Source organism: Streptosporangium sandarakinum (assembly GCF_050942225.1).
Taxonomy (GTDB): domain Bacteria; phylum Actinomycetota; class Actinomycetes; order Streptosporangiales; family Streptosporangiaceae; genus Streptosporangium; species Streptosporangium nondiastaticum.
This window is the reverse complement of sequence record NZ_CP192034.1, coordinates 7,596,510-7,621,252: the sequence shown is the minus strand read 5'-3', so window position 1 is coordinate 7,621,252 and position 24,743 is coordinate 7,596,510. Positions and strand designations below refer to the sequence as shown.

Below are 24,743 nucleotides of genomic sequence, written 5' to 3'. Positions count from 1 at the left end.
GAGCGGCCGGGGCGGCATGGCCACGACCTGGGGTGACATGGCCTGAGCGGCGCGAATCCGGTGGGGCGCGGATGACCGGGGGCGGTGGGAGAACGGTCCGGGCGGCTGTGTGCGGGGCGGGCCGATGGGGCGAGGGGGAGTCTGCTGACTTCCTGACAAAACCTGTTGAGATAGGGATGATCCGGATAGAGTGCCAAACGATCGTTTTGACCGGCTTCACCCGGGAGCTTAAGAATGCGACTCACTCTGCGGCGAACCCTGGCCGTCGGCGCCATGCTCACGGTCATCGGGGCGGTGACTCCCGCGGTCGCCGCCTACTCCCAGGACGATCCCCGGAGCTGCAACGATCTGCTGAGCGCCGACGCCCCGGCGTACGTGGTGTGCCACTGGCTGGCCAAGCCCGACGAGGCCCTCGACATCGCGAAGTTCTGGCTGAAGGACGACGGCGCCAACCTCAAGGACGCCACCCCGCTGCAGGGCAAGTTCATCGACTGCTCGGCCCCCGGCAACTACTGCGCGGAGCTCCAGGGCGACGGCGCGGTCGGCGATGACGGCTCCCCCTGGCCGGAGGGTGCCGAGGACGGCGGGAGCCCCGAGTGCGAGGGCGGCCAGCAGTGCTCGACCGACGGGCACGGGATCGGCGGTGACGGCAGCGTGACCGGGCCCGACAACGGCAGCTTCACCGGCCCCGGCGGCACCGGCGCGAAGACGACGGCCACCCCGGCGACCACCCAGGGCACGCAGGGCGCCCAGCCCGCCGTGCAGGCTCCCACCGCCCAGGAGGTGACCGCGGCCGCGCAGACCCCCACCGGCCAGGCGGTGACCGCCGCCCGGAGCGGTGGGCTGCGCGTCTGGCTCGACACCGAGCTGGCCGACGACTGGAAGGCGGGCCAGGCGAACTTCGCCGCGGCCGTCAAGCGCGTCGCGGCGCTGGCCGCGCGGCCCGAGGTGACCGGGATCCGCTTCACCTCGCAGCTCGGCTACAACAAGACGTTCGCGACGGACGCCGAGGTCACCGCCTTCGTCACCGGCGCGTCGGCCGCGCTGCGCCAGGCGGCCCCGGGCAAGCGGCTGGGCGTCCACACGGTCGTCCCCGAGTTCGCCTGCGGCGCCGACGCCGCCTGCAAGACCGAGATGACCAAGCGGTACCCGCTGCTCACCCCCGAGAAGGTCGAGGGCTACGTGAACGCGGGGCGCCTCGACCAGCTCTCCCTGGACACCGGCCTGCTGTACGGCGGCTACCAGACCTGGAAGATCGACGCCGAGCAGGCGCACCGCAACCAGTGGATCCAGGTCCGCGCCCGCGCCTGGGACGTCCTGACCCAGGTGGCCGCCGAGGAGACCGGCGTCGTCGGCCAGGTCGCCCCCGAGCAGGTCGCGATGCGGGTGTCCGCGCCGGTCAAGGACGGCGCCGCCCAGCAGGTGAACCTCTGGACCCGCGTCCGGACCGCCCAGGGCACGGTGAACCGGCTGACCGTCTGGGACGAGCTGAAGAAGCTCGCCCCGGTCCAGCGCCGTATCGCGGCCATCTACGACCCGGCCACGCCGGAGACCGACGCGGCCGGTGACCTGAAGAAGCTCGCCGAGGTCGTCAGCCAGGTCTACCTCACCACCGCCTGACCACCGCCTGACCACCGTCCGGGCGTCGCTCCGGCGGACCCGGCGGCGGATCGGCGGCCGACCCGGGACGCCCCGCCGGCTCTTCGGCGGGGCGTCCGTCATGCGGGGCCCAATCCCCTCCTTGCCGCCAGGTTCCCGTACAAGCGGGATTCGCCCGGCCGCCTCCACCCATCGATACCACCGGGGGCGAATAGGCGAGCTTGCCGAGCAACGCAGGCAATCTCCCCCCTTGCGCCCGGACCGGGAGCCGTGCATTCCTGCGGCCGGGCCAAAAAAGCGTCAACCTTCCACCCGGCCGATGGCGCCGATCGGCCGGTGAAGGTCGGCCCGGGACCGACCGGCCGTCATCGGATCATTCGGCGGGCCGCCGGGGTTACCCGCGTCCGGTCCAGGCGATCTCTCTGATCGTTCATCGTTCGTCCTGGTTCCATGGCCGTTCGCGGGATTTCCCGGACACGCCGACGCTCCGGGGGGCGTCGGCGCCCGGATCTACCCTTGGAGCGTTTGAGTGGGACGGCGGGGCGGCTTTTTCGCGGCCGGTCGCGCCGAAATACCGGTCGATCCGGGAGAATCCAGGAAGAAGGCGTTCTCAGGTGCGCGCGAATTCGGAGAGAATACTCGTTGTCGGGGCCGGTGTAAGCGGATTGACGACCGCGTTGTGTCTGGCCAGAGAGGGTTTCCGGGTCACCGTCGTCGCGGACAGGTTCGCGCCCGACATCGTCTCGGTCGTCGCGGGGGCGTTGTGGGAGTGGCCGCCCGCGGTGTGCGGGTACCACCACGACGAGATATCACTCGCCCGGTCCAAGGACTGGTGCCTCACCTCGTACCGGATGTTCGAGGAAATGGCCCGCGCCAAGGTGCCGGGGGTGGCCATGCGGAGGTCCAATTTCTATTTCCGGCACCGTGTCGAGGAGAACCCGCACGATCTGCACAAGATGCGGGAGCTCGCCGGGAAGGTCCGCGGTTTCCTCCGCGACCCGGCGCTCGCCGAGCGCAACGGCGTGAACCCCGACTACGGCGTGGTCGACGCCTACTCCCACCTGGCGCCCATGATCGACACCGACCGGTACATGGTGTGGCTGATGCGCGAGGTCGTCCGCCACGGCGTACGGGTGGTACGGCACCGCGTCGAGGGCCCGCTGGCGGCCCGGCGGGACGAGCTGTGCGAGCGGTTCGGCGCCGGACTGGTCGTCTGCTGCGCCGGGCTCGGCACCGCCGAGCTGCGCGGCGTCCCCATGTACCCGCTGCGCGGCGCGCTCGTCCGGGTCCGCAACGGCGGCCTGCGCGGCCCCCGGATCGAGGAGGCCCACTGCGTCTCCCACGACGAGCGCCACGACGAGCAGGACATCGTCTTCATCGTCCCGCGGAACCGGAATCTCCTCGTTCTCGGCGGGCTGGCGGAAAAGGACGAGTGGGACACCGGAATCGATCTGGAGAACCACGCCCCCATCCGCGAGATGTACGAGCGGTGCCTCGCGTTCATGCCCGCGCTGCGCCGCGCCAGGATCGACCCCGACGAGCCGGTGCGGGTCGGCCTGCGCCCGTTCCGCAGCGAGAACGTCTGCCTGGAATGGGACGAGGAAGACCAGGTCGTTTACAACTTCGCGCACGGCGGCGCCGGATTCAGCTTTTCCTGGGGGTGCGCCCGGGAGGCCGTCGGACTGGTGCGGACGGCCGTCGAGGAGCGGCGATACTCGCGCTCTTTCTGAGAGTTCTCCTCTTACCGCGGATGGGCGTGGAAAATGCGAAAGACCATTAGCTGCCTGCTGACGGCGAACGCGGCTCTCCTGCTGGCGGCGGTCCTGCCGTTCCGGCTCTCACCCGGCGACGTCGCGCCGTCGCGTCCTCCGGTGCCCGCGGGCTCGCCGGGAGTCCCCGGCGCCCCGGGTGCCCTGGCGGCCCCGCCGGGGCGGCCGGTCTCCGGCCGCGGGCACGCCGCCGTGAGCCTCCCGGTCCTGCGGCCCGGCGCGGAGGGGACGATCGTCCTCGCGGTCCGGCGGAGGCTGAGCCGGCTGGGCTTCGACAAGGGCCCGCCCGGCCCCACGTACGGCCCCGCCATGCGCGCGGCCGTGTGGGCCTTCCAGAAGGCGAACGGGTTGCCCCCGGTCGACGAGGTGGACGGCCCCACCTGGCGCGCGCTCGCCCACCCCGCGCGGATCAGGCCGCTGGTGCCGTCCGGCGGCCCCACGCGGGTGGAGATCGACCTGCGCCGGCAGTTGCTGACCGTATGGCGGAACGACAGGCCCGAGCTGGTCACCCACATCTCCACCGGGAACGGCGAGCACTACTGCGAGAAGGGCCACTGCGGGGTCGCGGTCACGCCGACCGGCGACTTCCGCGCCTGGCTGCGGACGCCCGGATGGACCAGCGGACCGCTGGGCGACCAGTTCTACACGGTCTACTTCAACGGCGAGATCGGCTTCCACGGCTCCGAGAAGGTGCCCCGGCACCCGGCGTCGCACGGATGCATCCGCATTCCGCTCCACAACGCCAGGCCGATCTACGACATGATCCGGCCCGGGGACCCCGTCTACGTCCGCAGGCCCGGCCCGGCCGACGAGCGGCCGAAAAGCCACCGGACCTGAGAACGGAGTACGGAATGTCCGGGGTGAGGAGGATATGGGCATGCGGCCGCCGACGAGCGGTGGTTCCGGCAGGTGTCACGGCCCGGAGAGCCGGGAATGGACCTGAACTGCGTCCGGTCCGTGGCTGGCCCGTCGTGGCCTGCAAGGGGGATCCGCGGGCCGGGCGCCCATCCGCGCCCGGCGCGACCGGCGGAGAGCGGGGAGGGACGGCGCGTCCCCCCGGCCTACCGGAGATATCCGGCGAACTCCTCAAGCGAGATGAGCCCGTCGCCGTCCTGGTCGAGCTTGGCGATGGCGGCACGGGCCGTCTCGGGGGTGACCGGCTGGCCGAGCACCTCCATGAGGCGGGTGAACTCCTCAAGCGAGATCAGGCCGTCACCGTCGACGTCGATGATCTTGAAAGTCGTCGCGTAGTCGTTCGTCATGGGTGCGTCCGCCTTCCGGGAGTGGGGGATCGGGCGTCAAGCACATTAGCGGGCGATCGCGGCCCTGGGGAGACCGTGGGTCCGCGGTTTCCCCGTCGGGAGTCCCCGCCGGGGGACGGCCACGCTTCCGTCCCACTTCTCCGGAGCGTTTCCCTTTCAGGATGATGTGCGGCTTTATGGCTTTTTAGCGACTTCACCGATGTTGTCGGCATCGGGCGCGATAAGGCATTTGGCGGAGCTGGCCAGTCGTTAAGGAAATCTGCTTTTATTCGACGTTTTGTGGGGGTGATGGGTAAAGAAACGCGCTCTCCTTGTCAGGTGTGTCAAACGATTCTGGGGGACACCGTTTCCTGATTCTCCGCCGTGGTTCAAAAGTGCCCGCACCGGGTTTTTTGCGAGCGCCGGAAGAGTAGAGAAGACGTCGTGGCTACCCTTATGAAAAGCGTCCTGGCGAGCGGTGCACTCGCCGGGGCCGTCCTCGCTCAGGCGTCCGCTCCGGCGTTCGCCGACACAGCACCCAAGCAGGTGCCGAAGCAGGTGCAGAGCAGCAAGGGGGGTCCTGACCCCTTCTGTGACGACAGCCCGCTCATGGTGACCTTCCACTCGTTCTGTACTTCGTCGTGGGGTACGGCGGTGCCTCGTCCCGCCCCCACCCCGCCGGCGGCCGCTCCCGCTCCCGCTCCGCCCGTGGCGGCAGGCAACTACATCCTGCTGTGCAGGTGGCTTCGTCTTCCCGAATCCCTCTGTGCCGTTCCCCCCGGTCCTCCCGGCCCGCAGGGCCCGGCCGGCCCGCAGGGCCCGCCCGGACCGGTCGGTCCGCAGGGCCCGGTCGGCCCGCAGGGTGACACCGGTCCGCAGGGCCCGGCGGGTCCGCAGGGCCCGTCCGGTCCGTCCGGTCCGGCGGGTCCGGTCGGCCCGCAGGGTGGCGTCGGCCCGCAGGGCCCGGCGGGTCCGCAGGGTCCGGAGGGTCCGGCCGGTCCGCAGGGCGAGTCCGGACCCGAGGGCCTGCCCGGCCTTCCGGGCCCGCAGGGCGAGCGCGGTCCGGCCGGTCCGGCCGGCCCCGCCGGCCCGCAGGGTCTGCCTGGGCTTCCCGGTCCGCAGGGTCCGGAAGGCCCGATGGGTCCGATGGGGCCGATGGGCATGACCGGTCCGCAGGGTGAGCCTGGTCCGGCGGGTCCGCAGGGTGACACCGGCCCTCAGGGTCCGCAGGGTGATGTCGGTCCGCAGGGTCCGCAGGGTGATGTCGGTCCGGAGGGCCCGGCTGGTCCTCAGGGTCCGCAGGGTGACACCGGTCCGCAGGGTCCGCAGGGTGATGTCGGTCCGGCCGGTCCTCAGGGTCCGCAGGGTGACACCGGTCCCCAGGGCCCGCAAGGTGACACCGGCCCGCAGGGTCCGGAGGGCCCGGCTGGTCCTCAGGGTCCGCAGGGTGACACCGGTCCGCAGGGTCCGCAGGGTGAGCCCGGTCCGCAGGGTCTGCCCGGTGACATCGGCCCCGCTGGTCCGCAGGGGCCGCAGGGCGACACCGGCCCGCAGGGCCCGCAGGGTGAGCCTGGTCCTGCTGGTCCGCAGGGTGACACCGGTCCGGCGGGTCCGCAGGGTCCGGAGGGCCCGGCTGGCCCGCAGGGTCTGCCTGGTGACATCGGCCCCGCTGGTCCTCAGGGTCCGCAGGGTGACACCGGCCCGGCTGGTCCTCAGGGTCCGCAGGGTGACGTCGGCCCGATCGGCCCCCAGGGCCCGCAAGGTGACGTCGGCCCGGTCGGCCCGCAGGGTCCGATCGGCCCGCAGGGTGACATCGGCCTGACAGGTCCGCCCGGACCTGAGGGTCCTCAGGGTCCGCCCGGACCCGAGGGACCGCAGGGCCCGCCCGGACCCGAGGGGCCGCAGGGTCCTCCCGGACCCGCCGGGACATCCGGTGTGACCGGTCTGCAGGGCCCCGTGGGGCAGGTGACCGTGGTCTATCCGCCCAAGCAGGTCGTCTACCCGAGGACGATGGTGTACACCCGGCCGGTGTTCTACACCCGTCCCGTCGTGGGGGTCGTCCGGGCCTACCCGGTCGGCGCGGTCTGCACCACCGCGATCGTCCCGTTGTGCTGATCCCACCGCCCTGAGCGGGGACATCCCGCTCCACCGGCCGTGTGAGGCGCCGGAGGGCCCTGTGAAGGGCCCTCCGGCCGACGGGTCGCACACGTGACCGGCACGCCGGTGGAGTGGGCGGGCACCGGACGAACGGGAAGGCGCGGGCTTCACGGTCCGCGCCTTTCCCATGCGAGCCGGGCTCCACGGCTTCTCCGTGCGAGGTCGTACGCCACGGTCCGTGCCTTCTCCATGCGGGGCCGCACTCCAGGACCCGTGCCTTCTCCGTGCGGGGTGTGCTCCGCGACCCGCGCTTTCCTCATGAAATCGTCACGCGAGGGTAGTGCGGATGCATGCGAATGACCTACACAGCCGACCTGTGGTGGAAGAACGCCGTCGTCTACTGCCTTGACGTCGAGACCTACAAGGACGGCAACGGTGACGGCATCGGCGACTTCCGGGGACTCGCCCAGGAGGTCGACCATCTTCACCGGCTCGGGGTGACCTGCATCTGGCTGATGCCGTTCTTCCCGACCGAGGACCGCGACGACGGCTACGACATCACCGACTTCTACTCGGTGGACCCCCGGCTCGGCACCCTGGGCGACTTCGTGGAGTTCATGCGCACGGCCAGGGACCGGGGGATCCGGGTGATCGCCGACCTGGTGGTCAACCACACCTCCGACCGGCATCCCTGGTTCAAGGAGGCCCGGTCCAGCCGCGACTCGGCCAAACGGGACTGGTACGTCTGGCGCGACGAGCCCGAGCCGTTCGACCCGAAGGCGATCGTCTTCCCCGACAAGGAGGACAGCGTCTGGGAGCTCGACGAGAAGACCGGGCAGTACTACTACCACAGCTTCTACCGCTTCCAGCCGGACCTGAACACGGGCAACCCCGAGGTGCGCGACGAGATCGCGCGCATCCTCGGGTTCTGGATGGAGCTGGGGCTGTCGGGGTTCCGGGTGGACGCGGTGCCGTTCCTGATCGAGGACATCAACGGTGACCCCCACGAGTTCCTGGCCGATCTGCGCGCCTTCATGAACCGCCGCGACGGCTCCTCGATCCTGCTCGGCGAGGTGAACCTGCCGTACCCCGACCTGATGAAGTACTTCGGTGACGGCAACGGCGACGAGGTCACCCTGTGCTTCGACTTCATCGCCATGCAGCGGTTCCACCTGTCGATGGCCCGCGAGAACCCCCGCGTCCTGGCCGAGGCGCTGCGTGAGCGGCCCGAGCCGCCCGACGACTCCCAGTGGGCCATGTTCGTCCGCAACCACGACGAGCTGACCCTGGACAAGCTCACCGACGCCGAGCGGCAGGAGGTCTTCGACGCCTTCGGCCCGGACAAGGACATGCAGCTGTACGGCAGGGGCCTGCGCCGCCGCCTCCCGCCGATGCTCGACGGCGACACGCGCCGGCTCAAGCTGGCCTACAGCGTGTTGTTCAGCCTGCCGGGTACGCCGGTGCTCTTCTACGGCGAGGAGATCGGCCTCGGTGAGAACCTGGCGGGCGAGGGCCGGATGGCCGTCCGGATCCCGATGCAGTGGTCGCCCTCCGGCGGCTTCTCGCCCGACCCGAAGGTCTCCGTCCCCTCTCCGGACGGGAGGTTCGGCCCGCGCAACGTCAACGTGAGCGACCAGCGCCGCGACCCGGACTCGCTGCTGCACTGGATGAAGCTGCTGATCGAGCGCTACCGCGAGTCCCCGGAGCTGGCCTGGGGCTCCTACGAGGTGCTCGACACCGGGGACGACGCCGTACTGGCCCACCGGGCCGACGCCGAGGGCGGCACCGTGGTGGCGGTGCACAACTTCGCCGGCCGCGAGGCGGAGGTGGAGCTCGTGCTGAAGGACCTGGGCCACTGCGACGTGCTCGTCGACCTGCTGGTGGACGGCACCCAGGAACTTCCCCCGGACGGCCGGGTGAGGTTCACACTGGAGCCGTACGGCACGCGCTGGCTCCGCGCCACCACACGCGACACGGCGCCGGAGGACAGCTCGGCCAAGAGCCAGTGATCCCGGCCCGGCCGCCCGGACCGACCGGTCCGCCCGGTCCCGGCCGTCCGGGGTGGTCGCCCCGGACAGCCCGGACAGCCCGGACAGCCCGGACAGCCCGGACAGCCCGGACGGCCCGGTCGCCCCGGGCCGCCCGAGTCGGTCAGTCCGCGCGGCCGGGTCGCTCCGCGTCGTCCGGGACGGGGCCGTCGCGGTCGCCGTCTCCGGCGGGCCAGGGGAGCATGGCGAGGTCGGCGACGCGCTCCAGCTCCTCGCGGCCGACGCCGTCGCGGGCTTGGGTGGACATGCCCTGGAGGACGCAGGCGTAGAAGGTCGCCAGCGCGTCGACGTCGGTGTCCGAGGAGAGCCGGCCCGCCGCGACGTCCCCGGCGATGCGCTCGGCGATCGCCGCCTTGCCCGCCTCCCTGAGCCGGCGCAGGCTCTCCTCCACCTCCGCCGACCCCGGTCCGCAGTTGACCGCCGCGCTGATCACCATGCAGCCGGGCGGGTGGGACGGGTCGGTGTACTCCGCGGCGGCCTGGCGCAGGAAACGGGCGACCGCGGCCCGGCCGGTCGTCTCCTCGCGTAGCGCCCGCGATGTGAAGGCGCCGTGGGTGCGCTGGTAGCGCTCCACCACCTCGTCGAACAGCCGCCGCTTGTCGCCGAAGGCGGCGTACAGGCTGGGCGGGCGGATGCCCATGGCGGCGGTGAGTGAGGCGATCGAGGTCGCCTCGTACCCGTGCCGCCAGAACTCCCGCAGTGCGCTCTCCAGTGCCGCGTCCCGGTCGAACTCGCGTTGCCTGCCCATGTCCCCAATTGTAGCGACCGCTAAAGAACCGTGCTACGGTCCTTTCTGTAGCGACCGCTAAAGATGGGAGTGAGTGACATGAGGACCGCTTTGGTGACGGGTGCGAGCCGGGGGATCGGCCGGGCGATCGCGCTGCGGCTGGGACGCGACGGTGTGCGGGTGGCCGTCCACTACGGCAGGGACGAGGTTGCGGCCAAGGAGACGGTGGAGGCCATCACCGGGGCCGGGGGCCGGGCCTTCGCCGTACGGGCCGAGCTGGGTGTGCCCGGAGACGTGGACACGCTCTTCGCCGCGCTGGAGCCGGAGATCGACGGACTGGACATCCTGGTCAACAACGCCGGGGTCAACGCCTCGGCGTCGATCGAGGAGCTCACGCCCGAGTTGTACGACAGGGTGTACGCGGTGAACGTCAAGGCGCCGCTCTTCATCATCCAGCGGGCGCTCCCGCTCATGCGGGACGGCGGGCGCATCGTCAACATCACCTCGGGGGTGACCAGGATCGCCCTCCCCGGGACCATCGCCTATACCGGGACCAAGGGGGCGATCGAGGTGATGGGCCGGACCCTCGCCAAGCAGCTCGGGCCGCGCGGGATCACGGTGAACTCGGTCGCCCCGGGGTTCGTCGACACCGACATCAACGCCGACTGGCTGCGCGGCAACCCCGAGGCCCAGGCGTACGCGGCGGGCTTCGCGGCCCTGGGCCGGGTCGGCACGCCCGAGGACGTCGCCGACGTGGTGGCCTTCGTCACCTCCGCCGACGCCCGCTGGGTCACCGGCACGACCCTCGACGCCACCGGCGGCTCCGCCCTCTGAACCCGGGCCGGCGCCCTCCGCCTTCCGGGTCTTCCGGGCGGACGCCGTCCGGTCCCCGGCCGGGCGCTCCGGGCGGGTCGCCGCCCCGATCTCCGGCCGCCCCGATCACCGGCCGCCCCGATCACCGGCCGGGCCGTCCCCGGCCGGTCGGCGGGTCGGCGGTGTCAGGGGCGGCGCTGCTGGTGACGGTCCTGCCGGGGGTCGCGCTTGGTCTTGAGCTTGTCGAGCTGCTGCAGGAGGTCGTCGCGGACCTCGTTCAGCGCCGAGGTCATGTCCTCCTCGCCGGAGGTCGCCACCAGCGGGTCGGCGCCCGCCAGCCGGCACTCAAGGGTGACCTTCTGCTCGGCCCGGTCGCGGTTCTTGACGTTCAGCAGCAGGTCGACCGAGCTGAGCGGGTGGGAGCGCAGTCGCTTCTCCAGCGGGGTGAACCGTTCAACGATCCCGGGACGCTCGTCGTCGGCGAAGCCCCTGCCGAGGTAGAGCCGCTCGTCGACGATGTTCACCTGCTCCTCGCCCGCGCTCTTCATCGTCATATGTCCTCCTACCAGCTCTGTGTCTTCTCATCGTGTGGTCCGCCGGTCAAGGGGACTCGTCTCCGGCGCCGCGCCGTGCGTCACCGTCGTCCCGGCCGTTCCGCACCGGACCACCGTCGTCCCGGCCGGGCCGTACCCGGTCGTCGGCGGTTGTGCTGGCCGTACCCGGCCGTCGGCGGACTATGCGGGCCGTACCCGGCTGAGACACCGGGCGGGTTCCGGGGTCGCGCGCGGCGCCGGACGGGCCGCGGGACCGGGCGCGGAGCCGGGCCGGGCCGGGTCCGATGCGACGTCATCCCGGTAGACGCATATGCTTCCCATGGCTGGAACCAGGTATTGAGCAGGACCTAAAAGGAGAAATTGACCGTGTACAAGGAGTTCGCAGTCGAGGCCGTGGTGTGGCTGATCCCCGTCATCGTGCTGCTCGGCCTGGCACTCATGATCACTTCTGGCTGACCCCGGCACGGCCGGAATCCCCGGATCCCGGCACGACCGGGATCCCCTGACCCCGCGGAGCCGCCCGGTTAAGGCGGGAGCGCCCGCCGCGCCCGCCCCGGGACGCCCGTTCCGGAACCCGGCCCGGGAGAGCCACGCCGGGACACCCGCCCCGGGACACCCTTCTCGCGAAGCCCCGTCACGCCGCCCGCCTGCGGCGGGGCCGTAGCCGGGGTGTCCGGGGCTCATCTCCGCACCCGCCGCGGCACAGGCCGGAGAACCTCCGCCCCCTCCCGTACGGCGAGCGCGGCGGCCAGACAGGCGACCGGGATGACCGGCAGGACGTAGCGGTGGTCGAAGTCCAGCACCGCCACCGGACCCACCAGCAGCCCCGCCGCCACCGCCCACGGCAGCATCACCGAGCGCCACCGGAAGACCGCCCCGGCCGCGCCCGTCAGCAGGATCGCCGCCAGCATCGGGCCGCGCAGGTAGGCGGGGTACTGGTAGGCGACCAGGAAGTCCGCGTACGGCCGGACCGAGTAAAGCCCCCGGATACCGGGGTCGTACTCCCGCCTGACCTGGTCGATCAACGGTTGGGTGGGCAGCGCCCAGTCCCCGAGCGCGAAGCCGAAGGCCGCGTTGACCCGCTTGGGGTGGGGGACGGGGGTCCAGGGGAAGGCGAGCGAGGTGTCCTTCGCCACCTCGCGGAGATAGTCGAGCGGCTGGGCGGCGATGGCGCGCAGCGCGAACGACCGGGCGAGCGCGTTGTGCGAGAACCGGTCGCCGGGAAGCCGGTTGAGTGAGGCGCCGGGGGCCCACACGTACTCCGACGCCGCGTCCACGACCGTGCCGTTGGGGCAGAGCCGCGCCTCCTCGGCGGGAGGGTCGATCACCGAGCAGTCGGCGAACGTCATGGTGCGCGCCCACAGCGCCACCCCGTCCGCGCCGCTGAGCGCGAACGCGCCGTGGTGCGCGCGGTACCAGCCCGCGTAGGCGGCGAGCGGGAGCGTCCCGGCGAGCGCCAGGGCCGCCAGCGGGCGCCACCCGGCCCGCCGTACGGCCAGCACCAGGAGGACCAGGACGAGCAGCGGCAGCGCGATCGTTCTGGTGAGCGCCGCCGCCGCGAACAGCAGGCCCGCCACCGCGGCGGCCCGCGGCGACAGCCTGGGCGACCACATCAGCGCGGCCACCCCGGTGACGATCAGGAAGATGAACTGCATGTCCGACAGCACCCCGTGCTCCAGCCGCAGGAACGACGCGTCGAACAGGGCCGGCACGGTCGCCAGGGACGCCCCCCATCCGGGCAGGGACCTGCGGCGCAGCAAAGCGTAGATCACCGCCCCGGTGGCCAGGCCCAGGAGGTGCTGGACGGCCGCGATCACCGCCACGCTGTGGAACGGCCACAGGGCGCGCAGCAGCAGCGGGTAGCCGATCGGATGGAACGTCGCCGACGGCCGCAGGCGGACGGCCATGTCGAGGTAGGTGAAGGAGTCGTACCAGTACAGCTGTGCGGGGCGGTAGCCGAGCATCGTGATCACGCGCAGCGCGGCGGCCAGGACGAGGACCACCGTGAACACGCGGTGCCGGGCGAGCGCGCGGCGAACGGCGACGAGCGCGTGACGGGCCGCGACGAGCGGGCGGCGGACGGCGGTGGACGGGCGGAGCGGCCGGGGGGCCGTCGCCGGGCGGGTGTCTGTGAACATGCGGGGTCCGATCGTCTTTCCGGGTACGCCGGAGCCGGGCACGCCGGAGCCGGGCACGTCGAAGTCGGGCATGCCGAAGTCAGGTACGCCGGGTCGGGCGTGCCGGAGGCCGGGCGTGCCGCGGTCGGGCACGCCGAGGAGAGCGCGCGGCGCGGAGCCGGCGCCGTGAGGGAACGCGAGGGAAGGGGCGCCCGGCCGCGGGGCGCGGAGGGCGAGAGCTCTCCAGGGAGCAGGAGGGCGGCGATCCCCGGAGAGCGGGGGAGGGCGAGAAGCCCTCAGGCGTAGGCGGAGTCCTCCGGCGGGGCCGTCAGCCGGATGCGGGATCCTCCGAGGGGGCCGTCAGGTGAAGCGGGTCCTCCGAGGGGGAGGACCCGGTCACCAGGTCCCCGATTTCGGGTGGGAGGGCTCGCCCTCCGGTGAACCCCCCGGAGAGGTGCCGATCACGAGACCCCCGTCTCCGGGTCGGAGGAGCCGGTCTTCGGCGAGCCCTTCCGGCACATGTTCTCCGGGGCGCCCACCGCCTCGGGCAGGGCGAGTTCCTTCTTGGCAGGCCAGACCAGTACGAGTGCCGAAGTCGCGGACTCCAGGACGGCGTCGTGGACGTACCACCGGCCGGGCGCCGGCTTCCCCGCCTGCCTGCCGCCGTAGGAGATGGTCCTGACGCTGACGCCGCGGCTCTCCAGCAGCGGACGCACCTCGGACAGGGGGCGGTTGACGAAGGGCACGCAGTGGAGCAGCCCGCCGGGCGCGGCGAGACTGGTTCGCCACCGGTAGGTCTCACCCGGTCGCGCCGGGCGGGCGAGGGAGATCTCGGCCTGTCCCCGGTAGCGGACGGGGACCCTGATCCCGATCGGGCAGTCCCCCCATGGCCGATCACAGCCCCCGGGACGGTCGATCGTACTGATGAGGTCCTTCCTGCGCCGCAGCTCCACGTTGGACAGACCACTGGAGCGTGGGTCCATCACCACCATCCGGCCGGCGAGGCTCGGCGGCGCCGGATCGAGGACGAGCGAGATCCGCAGGCCGCGGTCCCGTAGTTCGCGCTGGTAGGCGGCGGGGGCGGCGTACATGTCCCTGACCATGATCAGCATGTTGTCGCCCTCCCGCCTGATGTCGAGGGCGGCCGAGGCCGGGGCGGTGCCGAACAGGCCGGGAAGCGCCCAGCTCAGCATCGTCACGGCGGCGGTGATCCCGGCCACGAGGGGCGCGGCGAACCGCCGGGCGGGCCGGGAGAGGCCCTGCCACCGGCGACCGTGAGGGACGGTGAGCCATCGGCGGAGCCCGCCGGCGGCGGGAACGGGCATGGCGGTGATCTCGTCCAGCAGCTCCCTGGCGCCGGGGGTCATGCCGGGGCCGGGGTCCGGGGCGATCCCGGCGACGAGACGGTCGATGTCAGGCACCGGATCCACCCTTCACCAGCGCGACCGCGCGCGAGCCGTACCTGGCCATGTCGAGCCCCTCCGCCTGCAGCTCCCTGGCGAGCCGCCTGCGGGCGCGGTGCAGCCGCAGCCGCACCGCGCCGTGCGAGCACCCCAGCACCTTCGCGATCTCCTCACCGCTCAGACCCTCCCAGCTGACCAGGGCGAGCAGCTCCCGGTCCTCGGGACGCAGGCGCATGAACGCCTGGCGCACCCCGTCGGCGTCGTCCTCCACGAGGTCCTCGGCCCAGACGGTCAGCTCGGCGCGCAGCCGTACGGCCAGCGCGGACCGCCGGGTCTCCGCGCGCCGCCGGTTGGCCAGGACCCGCCGGGCGACCCCGTACAGCCAGAGTTTCGCGTCGTGACCGTCGGGGATGTCGCGCATCCGCCGCCAGGCCGTGGTGAACGTCTCGGCGAGCGCGTCGGCGGCGTCGTCGGGGGAGTCGGTACGGCGTCGCACGTAGGCGAGCAGGTCGGGGTAGTGCGCCTCGTAGATCTCCTCGAAGCGCCCCTTCGGGTCAGGGGGGCCCACGCTGTCGCCTTTCGCCGGGTGCTCGTCACCTTGCACCTGTCCGGGTACGGCGCGGTGTTACGTCTCAACCGAGATTTCTGTAAAAAGTATGGCTTCCGATGTGGCACGGTACGACGCCCGGCGGAACGCGGACTCGGCGGGACCCGGGCTTGATGAGGTGCGGCGCCGGGGAGGCGTCCCGGCGCGGTCGGCGCCGGAGTGGCGCGGTGCCCGGTGGAACGCGGCGATCGGAGTGTCCGGGGGGACCCTGGGCCGGAGCGCCGGAACGATGGCTGGTGAAGATTTGGGGCCGCGTCGGGCTTGGTGAAGGTCGCTTTTCGGTACGAACCTCCTACTCAGCGTGATTTTTCTTCAAGGGTGCGAGGAGGACTTCCGATGGAGATGCCCATCGTGAACCGATGTCAGGCCGAAGCCTGCGCGTACAACAGGAACCAGGGGTGCCACGCACTGGCGATCACCGTGGGCGACCGGCGGCACGCGCGCTGCGACACCTTCTTCACCGACTCGGTCAAGGGCGGCGACCCGGGCGGCACCGGCCGGGTCGGCGCGTGCAAGATGGCCGACTGCCGGCACAACGACCAGTTCGAGTGCCAGGCTCCCGGCATCACCGTCGGAGCGGGGGAGAACGGGGCCGACTGCCTCACCTACGACCCCGTCTACCAGACCGCCTGACCGCGCGGCCCGTCATCCGGTCCCGGGGGCGGTCACGAGACCGGGGCCGTGCCCGAGGCCGGGGGCGGGCCGATGACATCCACCAGTGCCCGCAGTCCCTCGACCACCTCCGGGCCGGTCGGCGACCTCTCCGGGTCGATCAGCCACTGCACCATGACGCCGGAGAGCAGCGCCATCTGCACCGAGCCGAGCGTGCGCGTCGCCGCGTCGGCGACCTCCTCCTCCGGGACCCCCGACAGCAGCGCGGTCAGCCCGCGGCGCCCCTCCTGCTGGCTTCCCGACAGGTGACGCCGCAGCTCGGGGGAGTGCTCCGCCTGCAGGGCCGCCTCGATGCTGGCCAGCCACAGCCTCCGGCTGGCGGTGAACGACTCGATGATCCGCGTCCACATGGCCTCGTACTCCTCCGCCGAGGAGGACCCCGCCTCGCCGTAGGCGGCCAGCGTGCGCCCGGTCTCGCTGCCCCACTCGTCGATCGCCTCGATGAGAGCCGCGATGAGCAACGCGTCCCGGGAGCCGAAGTGGTAGCCGATGGCCGCCATGCTGACCCCTCCGGCGGCGGCCGAGATGTCGCGGACGGTGGTCCGCGCCCAACCCTTCTCCTCCAGGCAGCGCCGGGCGCCGGCGATCAGATCCTCGCGATTTCCCATGCCGGGATGCTACTGGCCTCCCTCTCCGCTCGGCGGCATGCCCTTGCGCACCTGCCTTAGGCATATGTCTTGCGCATATGCGCAAATCGGCGTAACGTTCCGAGCACACGCCACCGGGGCGTGACCGCTAGACCGCGAAAGGGTCAGCCATGAACCAGAGCACCCCCCAGGCGACCGCCCCCGTCCGGGCCGAGTTCCGCATCGACGGGCGACGCCTGTCCTACGTCGACTTCGGCGGCCCCGGCCGTCCCCTCATCGCCCTGCACGGCCACATGTCCGAGGGGGCGAGCTTCGCCCGGGTGGCCGCCGCGCTGGCGCCGGAGTGGCGGGTCATCGCCCCCGACCAGCGCGGGCACGGTGAGTCGGACCGGGCACCCGACTACTCGCGCGAGGGATACGTCGCCGACGTCGTCGCCCTGCTCGACCACCTCGGCCTCGACCGGGCCGTGGTCATGGGCCACTCACTGGGCGGCATCAACGCCTACCAGCTCGCCGCGCGCCACCCCGAGCGGGTCTCCGCGTTCGTCAACATGGACGCGCCGGTACGGCTCGGCCTGGACGGCGGCCCCGACCCGCTGGCCTTCGTGCTCGCTCTGCCGTACGAGGCGCCCACCCGTGAGGCGATGATCGAGGGGATGGGGCACTTCGCGCCGTTCTTCGCCGACGCCCTGCGGGAGAACCCCGACGGAAGCTGGCGCCTGCCGTTCCACCCCGAGGACATCCACGAGTCCGAGCAGTCCAACCGCGGCGACCACTGGGCCGACTGGACGGCGAGCACCTGCCCGGCCCTGCTGATCCGCGCCGCCGAGGGCGGCGTCATCTCCGCCGAGGACGCCCGGGCCATGGTCGAGCGGCGTCCCGGCACCCGCCTCGTGGAACTGCGGACCGACCACTTCGTCTACGCGGCCGACCCCGAGGGTGTCGCCGCCGCCGTCGCGGGGTTCCTGCGCTCAGTCGCCCTGGCCGGCTGAAGGGGCCGGCGTGGCGGTCCTTCCGGAGCCGGTCCTCACCGAATCCCTCTCCACCGGACCCCTCTCCACCGGGCCGGTCCTGGCCGAGCCGGTCTTCGCCGAGCCGGTCCTCGTGGAACCGTTCCCGGTGGAGGCGTCCTCGGCGGGGGTCCTCTCAGCGGCGGTGTCCTTCGCGGGGGCGGGCTCGCCGCAGGTGAAGCCCTCGTGGTCGGGCTCCAGCTCGATCCCCTGGAGCACGGTCGCGCCCATCGGGCGGCGGAAGGTCTCCCGCCGGGCGCAGTCATAGAACGCGTAGGTGCCCTCGTGCTCGCCGAGCAGCAGCAGGGGCGTCCCGCCGTACAGGGGAGTCCCCTTGGCGGGGGTGACGGCGACCACCCACTGGTCCTGGAAGCCGGCCAGGCTCAGCACGATGCTTCCCCGTCCCGTGGCGGCGAGCGCCTCCGCGTCCGCCTCCAGTTGCCCGATCAGCGCGAAGCCGAGCCCGATGCCGGTGAACGCGGCGATCACCACCCGCATCCCGGCCCGGCCCGTCGGGCGGCGCCGCAGCAGCCGGAACGGCACCAGGAAGGAGACGGTCCCGATGACGGCGGCGACCAGCACGATCGAGGCGAGCCCGGCGCCCTCGTCGAGGTCCAGGTAGCCGAGGAAGCCCCAGTACGTCGCGCCGCACCACACCGCGCCCAGGGTCGCCGCCGCCCACGGCCGTGCCCGTACGGCGCGGGCCAGCCTGGCCGCGTGCCCCAGCGTGGCCCTGTTCACCAGCCAGCAGACGGCCACCAGCGCGCCCAGGACCAGCGAACCCGCCAGGATCAGCAGGACCAGGGACCCGACCAGGCGTCCGAACATGGTCGCCTGGTCGATGCCCGCCTGCTCGGGGCTGATGTTGAAGATCCCGTACATCTGCTGGACGCCGAGGTACAGCAAGGCGTAGAGCGCGATGCCCACCGGGAGCACCACCGAGCCGATCCGTTCCAGCAGGTCCATGGCGCTGCCCTGGCCGGTGGCATCCCTGTCGGTCATTTCGCGATTTATCCCGTGTTGGCGTGCGCTGTCCGGGACAGCGTGCCACACCGGAACCCTCGCGGACACCGGGCGGTTTCCCCCCGATGCCACGGGGCGCCGGGAGCCTCACCCGGCGCCCCTCACTCGCCGCGTCCCTCACCCGGCGCCACTCACCCGCCGCGTCCCTCACCCGCCGCGTCCCTCACCCGGCGCCCCTCACTCGCCGCGGGCCTCCGCGAGCGCCGTCTCGAAGGCGTCCATCTCGCGCCGGACGCGGTCCAGCCCGGCCGACGGCAGCCACGCCATCGCCCGGCCGACCCCCGCCTCCTCCATCGCCTGGAGCACGTCGGGGTCGGCGGGCGCCGACATCATGATGACCTCGACGTTCTTCCCGGCGTCGTCGGCCCGCCGGAACAGCTCCTTCACCCGGTCCAGGATGCCGGGGGAGTAGTTCGGCAGCCAGGCGTCGCCGTACGAGAGCACCCGGTCGAAGACCTTGGGCCCCGTTCCGCCCACGAGGATCGGCGGGCAGGGACGCTGCGCGGGCTTGGGCCACGACCAGATCGGGCCGAAGGCGACGAACTCCCCCTCGTAGGAGGCCTCGTCGTGCGTCCAGATCTCCCGCATCGCCCGGACGTGGTCCTTCATCACCGCGAAGCGCCGCGCCGGGTCCACGCCGTGGTTGCGGATCTCCGGGTCGTTCCACCCGGCCCCGATCCCGAACTCGAAGCGCCCGCCGGTGAGGTCGTCCACGCTCGCCACCGTCTTGGCCAGGCCGATCGGGTCGTGCTGCGGCACCAGGCAGATCCCGGTGCCCACGCGCAGCCGCGTGGTGGCGAGCCCGGCCGCCGTGCAGGCCACGAACGGGTCGTAGGTGTGCCAGTACTTGCGGGGCAGCTCGCCGCCCTCGGGACGCTCGGGCAGTTTCTCCCCCACGGGGATGTGGGTGTGCTCGCTGAAGAGCAGCGCCTGGTGGCCGCGCTCCTCGACCAGTCCGGCGATCACGGCGGGGCCGACCGCGTCGTGCGTGGCGAAATACCCGAAACCAGAGTCCATCGCCCCAACGTAACCCGTCGCATTCCCATCCCCTGGAAGGCGCTCGGCCATCTTTTCCCCAGGTCTCCGGCTCGTTTCCCGGCGGGGCGCGGGCCCGGGAACCGGCCCGGCGGCCGGTGAACGCCGGGCCTTCATTCCCGACGGAACGCGATTCACCCTGAAATAAGGCGAAATGTCCAATTCACTTCTTATTTATGTACCTCTTCCCGGCTTTGCCGAAGTATAAGTGCTTTGCGGTTTCTTTTGGTATCCGACGATGGGCATTCTTAGGGCGTCGGTAACTCATGAGGACGAATCTGTCCTCCTGAAAATCGGAGGATCGCATGGAAATCAAGACCGCCGCGTCGCTCGCCGCGGCCGCTCTCGGCGCAGTCGTTTTCGCCGGTGCCTACACCGTTCCGGCTCAGGCCGCGTCCGTGGCTCCGGTCACCGCCGGGGGTGTGGGCATCCCCCTGGGCGTCGGCAACGGCGACAATGACGACGAGTTCTTCCTGGCGTTGGCCCTGCAGGAATTCTTCGACAACGACCGCCACGGTCAGAAGGACTGCGACGACGAGGACGACGACTGAGACCGTCTCCGCGCGTGACCGTGCGCGGACAGGGACGGACCCGTTTCCCACTCCCGGGCGGACGGCAGGACCCGGTGCCGGGGAAGGCGGAGTATCCGCGGCACCGCACCTGAACGAGACATCGGCGAACCGGGAACGTCCCGGCTGCGCGCCCGATTCCACTACGGAACGGGCGCGCAGCTCTTTTCTCCGGAAAGCACCGGCCTTTTCTCCGGAAAGCACCGGCCTTTTCTCCGGAAGGCGCCGCATGCCGGGCCGGGCGGAAAACGGGTGGCACCGGTCGCGGGGCGTGCGTCACCATCCGGGCCATGACACCCACCGAACCCGCGTCCCAACCTCGGCCCGTGCCCCCGGCCGGCGAAGAACCCCGTCCCGCGCCGGAGGTCCGTCCCGCCTCGATCGGGGACGCCGCCCTGCTTGCCCGGCTGAACGACTTCGTCCACTCCGTCCACGCCCGCAACCGGCCGGACGTCTTCCGCTCCGGGGCCGCCCACGCCGAACTGGTGCCGATCTTCGAGACCCACCTGGCCCGCGAGGACGTCCGCGCCTTCGTGGCCCACCTCGCCGGTCGGCCGGTCGGCTACGCCCTCGCCGTCATCGCCGACCGTCCGGGCGACGCCCTCGTGCGGCCGAGGATGTTCGTCATCCTGGAGCACCTGGCCGTCGATCCCCGGGCGGCCCGGACCGGCGTCGCCACCGCCCTGGTCGAGGCGGTGCGTACGGCGGGCAGACGGGAGGGGTGCTCCAGCCTGCTCACCGACGTGTGGGATTTCAACGCCGACGCACGGGCCTTCTACGAGGCGGCCGGTTTCACCCCGATGCGGCACATCCTCGAACAGCCCATCTAGGCCCGGAGATCGGCGGCGTGGGCGAGCGCGGGCCGTCGGCATGGTTCGCCAGGAAGGACCCTGAGGACGTGCTTATATCCATAAATGTGCCGTTATATCCTCTTTGGCTAGACTTCGCGGCTTGTGGAGATCTACCTGACCCAGGCGAAAATCGCCCTGCTTCTCGCCCCGCTGGCCATCGCGCTGCTGTCGCTGCCCTTCGTGTCTCGCCAATACGGCCGCTTCGGGCACATCGGGCGATGGTCGGGTTTCGTCACGGCGATGCTCGTCCTGTACGCCTGCGGCGTGGTGGCCTTCACCCTCTTTCCGCTCCCTGAGGTGACGCCGGACTTCTGCGTGATCCGGCAGAGCCTCGCGACGCCGCGCTGGCAGCCGCTGTCGAGCATCCAGGACGTGATCAGAGAGAACGCGGGACGAGGTCTGCCTGCCGCGCTGTACAGCAGGTCGGTGCTGCAGATCGTGTTCAACGTCGCCCTGTTCGTGCCGCTCGGCTTCTTCCTGCGCTACCGGCAGGGGCTCGGCGTGGCACGCACCCTGGCGATCTCCCTCGCCGGTTCGCTGACGATCGAGTTGACCCAGCTCACCGGCCTGTGGGGCCTCTACCCCTGCGCGTATCGGCTGTTCGACCTGGACGACCTGATCATCAATACGGTCGGCGCCGGACTCGGCTGGACACTGGCGGGCCCGGCTGCGCGGCTGCTGCCAGGGCCATGGCCGGCGCCCCGCCAGGACCTCGCCCCGCCCACCGCCGGCCGACTGGCGCTCGCCATGCTGCTCGACGGCGTGGTGTGGTTCTTCGCCTCGCCGGTGTTCGGGTTGCTTTCCGTCCAGGGCTACCGGCTCGTCACGGGTGGCCCGATGCCCGACGATGCCCTCCTGCGGGACATCCTGCCCAACTTGTCGTACGCGGTGATCGGGCTGGTCATCTTCGCACTCTTCCCGGCGGCGCGCAGGGACGGCGCCACACCGGGCCGCGCGGCCGTGCACGTCGCGGTCTGCCACTCGGCGACCGGGCGGCCCGCGCCTGTGCTCCGGCGGCTGGCCCGCTCGGCCGCGCCGTACCTCGCCCTCGTCGGGGGTGCGGCCGTCGGCGGCTTCATGCCCGTCCTCGCTCTCCTCGCCGTCCTGGAACTGGAACGGCGCGGCGTCATGGCGCGCTGGACCGGGACGCGGCTCGTCACTCGGGCCGCCGCCCGCCTGGGAGCCGTTCGAGGTTCGGATCATGTGGCTGAGGTGGGGAGCCTCAGCCACATGACCGAGCCTCGGAGGTAGGGTCCGGCCTCGTGGTCTTCCGGGGCCTCGTCGTGGCGGGCAGCCGGGCCGGGCATGGTGGCGGGCGGGTCAGTCGGAGCGGACCTCCAGGCCCAGGGCCATGGCGAGCGTGACGGCCTGCCGTACGTCGATGACCGCGTCCTTCAGCTTGGCGACGAGGGGGTCGAGGGCCGACAGGTCGCTTCCCCGCAGGTCGGCGCGGGTGAAATCGGCGCTGTGCAGCCAGGCGCCCGACAGGTCGGCGTCCCGGAGCACCGCGCCCTCGCAGCGCGCCTTGGTGAGGTCGGCCTCCCGTAGCCGTACGTCCTTGAAGGTCACGCCGCGCAGATCGGCCCCGGGGAGCCCGGCGAACGACCAGTCGCCGCCCTCGACCTTCAGGAGGCTGAAGGAGCAGTCGTCGAACACGCTGCCGACCAGCTTGCAACCGGTGAAGGTCGCGTCGAAGAACACGCAGCTCTTGAAAGCGCAGTTGGTGAACGCGCTGTCGGAGTGGACGGAGGCGTTGAACCGCACGTCGCGGAAGACGCATTCGTGGAACGTCGCGCCCCGGCTCGTCGCCTCGGTCATGTCCACGTCGACGAAGGCGACCCGTTCGTATCGCCTGCCTGAGAGGTCCTCGCTGTCCCAGTCCTCCGACCGGATGGTCGAGTGGGGCTCGGGCACGCCGTGCTTGCGGTCGGCCATCACGTGCGGGTCCTTCGCTCGCGGGGGCGGGCGCCGGATCGCGCCCGCGCCGGCCCGGCGGGCCGGCTCTCGCAACGGTAGTGACCTGGTCCGACATTCCGGCTCGGCGCGGAACCCGTGTCCCGGTTCGGCGCGGAGCCCACGTCCCGGCCCGGTGCCGAGTCCGCCGCGGCCGTGAAATTCTCCGGGGTGGCCCGTAACAACGGGCGGGCCCGGACCACTTCCCGGTGTCAGAAGAACATCCGGGACGAAAGGGGCCGGGCGTTGACGGATGATTCACGCAGGTTCACCGGCATGTACGACGAGTGCCGGCAGCGCGTGTGGGCCTACGTGGTCAGCCGCGCCGGGCGGCAGGTGGCGGACGAGGTGGTGAGCGAGACCTTCGCGATCGCCTGGAGGCGGCTGGAGGACGTGCCGGAACCGGCTCTGCCGTGGCTCCTCGGGGTGGCCCGCAACGTGCTGCGCGACACCGTGCGGGCGGAGGCGCGGCGGGAGGCGTTCGGCGCCGAGCTGCGGGCCTGGACCGCCGCGACGGGGGACGGCGTACGGCGGGCGGACGTCGCCGACGAGGTGACCGAGCGCCTCGGCGTGCTGGCCGCGCTGGCGGAGCTGCCCGAGGACGACCGGGAGATCCTGGTCCTGGTCGCCTGGCAGGGGCTCTCCCCGCGTGACGCGGCCCGCGTCATCGGCTGCTCCCAGGCGACGTTCCGCGTACGGCTGCACCGCGCGCGCAAACGGCTCGGCCGCGCCATGGAGAACCCGGTGAGCCCTCGGCCCCGGGTGAGGAACCTCAGCGAGGAGTTGTCATGAACGATCCCATCGACAGGCTGCGAGCCGCCCGTCCCGCGCACCTGGGGGACACCCCGGTCGACGAGCACACCCGGGCGGCGGAGCTCACGCGCGCCATGGCGCAGCCCCGCCAGGAACGGCGGACGCGACGGGCACCGGGGAGGCGGACGATCGCGAGGCCGGCGTGGGGGCTCGGCCTCGCCGGAGCCGCCGCCGCGGTGACCGCGGTGGCCGTCGCGATCACCGGGACCGGTGGTACGGCGCCCTCGCCGTCCGCCGCGCGGACCGGGCAGGCGGTGTCGTCCTCGGAGTCCCCGGGGTCCCCGGAGTCCCCGGGGTCCTCGCCGGGCCGTACGGCTCCGGACGGGCAGGTCCGGCTCTCCGCGCGGACCGTGCTGCTGGCCGCCGCCCACCGGGCCGCCGGCCAGCCGGACGAGACCGGCGCCTGGTGGCACACGGTGTCGGTGAGCCGGACCCTGTTCCGGGCCGAGGGCGCGGACTACACCGTCGTGGACCGGCAGCGGACCGAGAGCTGGACCCCGTCCGCCACCGGCCCCGAGCAACGGCAGCACAGCGGCTCGCAGTCGCTCGGCGCGCAGCCGGCGACCCCCGAGGACGAGGCGGCGTGGCGCGAGGCCGGCGCCCCGGCCGAGATCCCGGTCGTGGTGCCCGGCAAGAAGGGTGCGAAGCTGTCGCTGTCCACCGGGCCCGGGGAGGTCCAGAAGGGCCAGGCCCCCCTCCCCGACGGGGACAAGGTGTTCTGGCTGGGCCGCAACGTCAGCGTGCGGGACCTGCGCGCCCTGCCGTCCGAGCCGGACGCCCTCAAGGCGTGGCTGCTGCGCTCCTACAAGGGGCACGGCACCGAGTCGAGCGCCCCGATGTCGCGGGACGCCTGGCTGTTCACCGTCACGACGGGCCTGATCGCCGACATGCCGGTCACCCCCGAGGTGCGCGGCGCGGCGTTCCGGATGCTCGCCGGCCTTGCGTCCATCGAGGTCACCCGGGACGTCACCGACGCCGAGGGCCGCGCCGGCACCGCGGTCACGATCGACGAGCCGGAGGCGTCGGCCATGGGGAAGGCGGCGGCCGGGAACGACGGGGTCCTGCGCACCCGCCTGATCTTCGACGAGGAGACCGGACAGGCGCTGGCCACCGAGAACGTCGTGGTGCGGCCCGGCGGTCCCCAGGCCGGGATGGAGCCGGGCACCGTGTGGAACTCCGACGTCACGCTGGAGTCAGGCTGGACCGACGACGGGCCCGCCTCCTGACGTCACCCGTCATCGACCGCGGCCGGGGC

General features: G+C 72.1%; 24 protein-coding genes. 14 read left to right on the top strand and 10 right to left on the bottom strand.

Annotated features, from left to right (window positions below):
* Positions 1–234: 234 nt before the first annotated feature.
* The 3 genes from ACQP10_RS34965 (at position 235) to ACQP10_RS34955 (ending at position 4,205) form a co-directional block, all read left to right on the top strand.
* Positions 235–1,620, top strand: a complete 1,386-nt coding sequence (locus ACQP10_RS34965; RefSeq protein WP_346018703.1) for a hypothetical protein — start codon at positions 235–237, stop codon at positions 1,618–1,620.
* Between the two features lie 593 nt (positions 1,621–2,213).
* Positions 2,214–3,329, top strand: a complete 1,116-nt coding sequence (locus ACQP10_RS34960; RefSeq protein ID WP_433540464.1) for an FAD-dependent oxidoreductase — start codon at positions 2,214–2,216, stop codon at positions 3,327–3,329.
* A 33-nt stretch (positions 3,330–3,362) separates the two neighbouring features.
* Positions 3,363–4,205, top strand: a complete 843-nt coding sequence (locus ACQP10_RS34955; RefSeq protein WP_346018704.1) for a L,D-transpeptidase family protein — start codon at positions 3,363–3,365, stop codon at positions 4,203–4,205.
* A gap of 224 nt (positions 4,206–4,429) precedes the next feature.
* Here ACQP10_RS34955 and ACQP10_RS34950 read toward each other — a convergent pair whose 3' ends face one another.
* On the bottom strand, positions 4,430–4,630 hold the full coding sequence (locus ACQP10_RS34950; RefSeq protein ID WP_179826028.1) for an EF-hand domain-containing protein: 201 nt from the start codon (positions 4,628–4,630) through the stop codon (positions 4,430–4,432).
* Between the two features lie 1,156 nt (positions 4,631–5,786).
* On the opposite strand from ACQP10_RS34950, the gene ACQP10_RS34945 reads away from it, so the two are divergent.
* From ACQP10_RS34945 to ACQP10_RS34935, 3 genes are all read left to right on the top strand, one after another.
* Complete coding sequence (locus ACQP10_RS34945) at positions 5,787–6,431, top strand: hypothetical protein (protein ID WP_433540463.1); 645 nt, start codon at positions 5,787–5,789, stop codon at positions 6,429–6,431.
* A gap of 113 nt (positions 6,432–6,544) precedes the next feature.
* A complete protein-coding gene (locus tag ACQP10_RS34940) occupies positions 6,545–6,724 on the top strand; it encodes a hypothetical protein (RefSeq protein WP_218912418.1) in 180 nt (59 codons plus the stop codon).
* Positions 6,725–7,062: 338 nt separating this feature from the next.
* Entirely contained in the window at positions 7,063–8,715 is a 1,653-nt protein-coding gene (locus ACQP10_RS34935; RefSeq protein ID WP_399501515.1) for an alpha-amylase family protein, read from the top strand.
* Between the two features lie 142 nt (positions 8,716–8,857).
* Here the strand turns inward: ACQP10_RS34935 and ACQP10_RS34930 are convergent, their stop codons facing one another.
* A complete protein-coding gene (locus ACQP10_RS34930; RefSeq protein ID WP_433540462.1) occupies positions 8,858–9,502 on the bottom strand; it encodes a TetR/AcrR family transcriptional regulator in 645 nt (214 codons plus the stop codon).
* Positions 9,503–9,580: 78 nt separating this feature from the next.
* On the opposite strand from ACQP10_RS34930, the gene ACQP10_RS34925 reads away from it, so the two are divergent.
* Positions 9,581–10,315, top strand: coding sequence for an SDR family oxidoreductase (locus ACQP10_RS34925; RefSeq protein WP_346018708.1), 735 nt, complete (start codon positions 9,581–9,583; stop codon positions 10,313–10,315).
* Between the two features lie 164 nt (positions 10,316–10,479).
* Here the strand turns inward: ACQP10_RS34925 and ACQP10_RS34920 are convergent, their stop codons facing one another.
* From ACQP10_RS34920 to ACQP10_RS34905, 4 genes are all read right to left on the bottom strand, one after another.
* The gene (locus tag ACQP10_RS34920) at positions 10,480–10,848 is read right to left on the bottom strand and encodes an HPF/RaiA family ribosome-associated protein (protein WP_179826025.1); all 369 of its coding nucleotides are present in this window, start codon (positions 10,846–10,848) and stop codon (positions 10,480–10,482) included.
* Positions 10,849–11,528: 680 nt separating this feature from the next.
* Positions 11,529–12,986 (bottom strand): hypothetical protein, encoded by a 1,458-nt coding sequence (locus ACQP10_RS34915; protein ID WP_346018709.1) that lies wholly within the window; start codon positions 12,984–12,986, stop codon positions 11,529–11,531.
* 440 nt (positions 12,987–13,426) lie between these two features.
* A complete protein-coding gene (locus tag ACQP10_RS34910; RefSeq protein ID WP_433540461.1) occupies positions 13,427–14,386 on the bottom strand; it encodes a hypothetical protein in 960 nt (319 codons plus the stop codon).
* The gene (locus tag ACQP10_RS34905; RefSeq protein ID WP_179826018.1) at positions 14,379–14,936 is read right to left on the bottom strand and encodes an RNA polymerase sigma factor; all 558 of its coding nucleotides are present in this window, start codon (positions 14,934–14,936) and stop codon (positions 14,379–14,381) included. The genes ACQP10_RS34910 and ACQP10_RS34905 overlap by 8 nt, the downstream gene beginning before the upstream one ends.
* 375 nt (positions 14,937–15,311) lie before the next feature.
* Here ACQP10_RS34905 and ACQP10_RS34900 point away from each other — a divergent pair, with 375 nt between their 5' ends.
* Positions 15,312–15,608: a DUF1540 domain-containing protein gene (locus ACQP10_RS34900; protein WP_179826016.1), complete on the top strand. Its 297-nt coding sequence runs from the start codon at positions 15,312–15,314 to the stop codon at positions 15,606–15,608.
* A 32-nt stretch (positions 15,609–15,640) separates the two neighbouring features.
* On the opposite strand, the gene ACQP10_RS34895 is transcribed toward ACQP10_RS34900, so the two are convergent.
* Positions 15,641–16,255 (bottom strand): TetR/AcrR family transcriptional regulator, encoded by a 615-nt coding sequence (locus ACQP10_RS34895; protein WP_346018711.1) that lies wholly within the window; start codon positions 16,253–16,255, stop codon positions 15,641–15,643.
* Between the two features lie 149 nt (positions 16,256–16,404).
* Between ACQP10_RS34895 and ACQP10_RS34890 the strand changes: the two genes are divergently transcribed.
* Positions 16,405–17,226: an alpha/beta fold hydrolase gene (locus ACQP10_RS34890; protein ID WP_399501511.1), complete on the top strand. Its 822-nt coding sequence runs from the start codon at positions 16,405–16,407 to the stop codon at positions 17,224–17,226.
* On the opposite strand, the gene ACQP10_RS34885 is transcribed toward ACQP10_RS34890, so the two are convergent.
* Complete coding sequence (locus ACQP10_RS34885) at positions 17,206–18,246, bottom strand: hypothetical protein (protein WP_433540460.1); 1,041 nt, start codon at positions 18,244–18,246, stop codon at positions 17,206–17,208. The two genes, ACQP10_RS34890 and ACQP10_RS34885, sit on opposite strands and share 21 nt — an antisense overlap.
* Positions 18,247–18,444: 198 nt before the next feature.
* The gene (locus tag ACQP10_RS34880) at positions 18,445–19,284 is read right to left on the bottom strand and encodes an LLM class F420-dependent oxidoreductase (RefSeq protein WP_346018713.1); all 840 of its coding nucleotides are present in this window, start codon (positions 19,282–19,284) and stop codon (positions 18,445–18,447) included.
* Positions 19,285–19,607: 323 nt separating this feature from the next.
* On the opposite strand from ACQP10_RS34880, the gene ACQP10_RS34875 reads away from it, so the two are divergent.
* The 3 genes from ACQP10_RS34875 to ACQP10_RS34865 all read left to right on the top strand — a co-directional run bounded on the left by ACQP10_RS34875 (position 19,608) and on the right by ACQP10_RS34865 (position 21,973).
* Complete coding sequence (locus ACQP10_RS34875; RefSeq protein WP_346018714.1) at positions 19,608–19,853, top strand: hypothetical protein; 246 nt, start codon at positions 19,608–19,610, stop codon at positions 19,851–19,853.
* Between the two features lie 308 nt (positions 19,854–20,161).
* The gene (locus ACQP10_RS34870; protein ID WP_433540459.1) at positions 20,162–20,701 is read left to right on the top strand and encodes an N-acetyltransferase family protein; all 540 of its coding nucleotides are present in this window, start codon (positions 20,162–20,164) and stop codon (positions 20,699–20,701) included.
* A gap of 123 nt (positions 20,702–20,824) precedes the next feature.
* Positions 20,825–21,973, top strand: a complete 1,149-nt coding sequence (locus ACQP10_RS34865; RefSeq protein ID WP_346018716.1) for a VanZ family protein — start codon at positions 20,825–20,827, stop codon at positions 21,971–21,973.
* 69 nt (positions 21,974–22,042) lie between these two features.
* Here the strand turns inward: ACQP10_RS34865 and ACQP10_RS34860 are convergent, their stop codons facing one another.
* The gene (locus ACQP10_RS34860) at positions 22,043–22,657 is read right to left on the bottom strand and encodes a pentapeptide repeat-containing protein (RefSeq protein WP_346018717.1); all 615 of its coding nucleotides are present in this window, start codon (positions 22,655–22,657) and stop codon (positions 22,043–22,045) included.
* 264 nt (positions 22,658–22,921) lie between these two features.
* On the opposite strand from ACQP10_RS34860, the gene ACQP10_RS34855 reads away from it, so the two are divergent.
* Complete coding sequence (locus ACQP10_RS34855) at positions 22,922–23,467, top strand: RNA polymerase sigma factor (protein WP_346018718.1); 546 nt, start codon at positions 22,922–22,924, stop codon at positions 23,465–23,467.
* Positions 23,464–24,714: a CU044_5270 family protein gene (locus ACQP10_RS34850; protein ID WP_433540458.1), complete on the top strand. Its 1,251-nt coding sequence runs from the start codon at positions 23,464–23,466 to the stop codon at positions 24,712–24,714. Before ACQP10_RS34855 ends, ACQP10_RS34850 begins: the two co-directional genes overlap by 4 nt.
* Positions 24,715–24,743 lie beyond the last annotated feature (29 nt).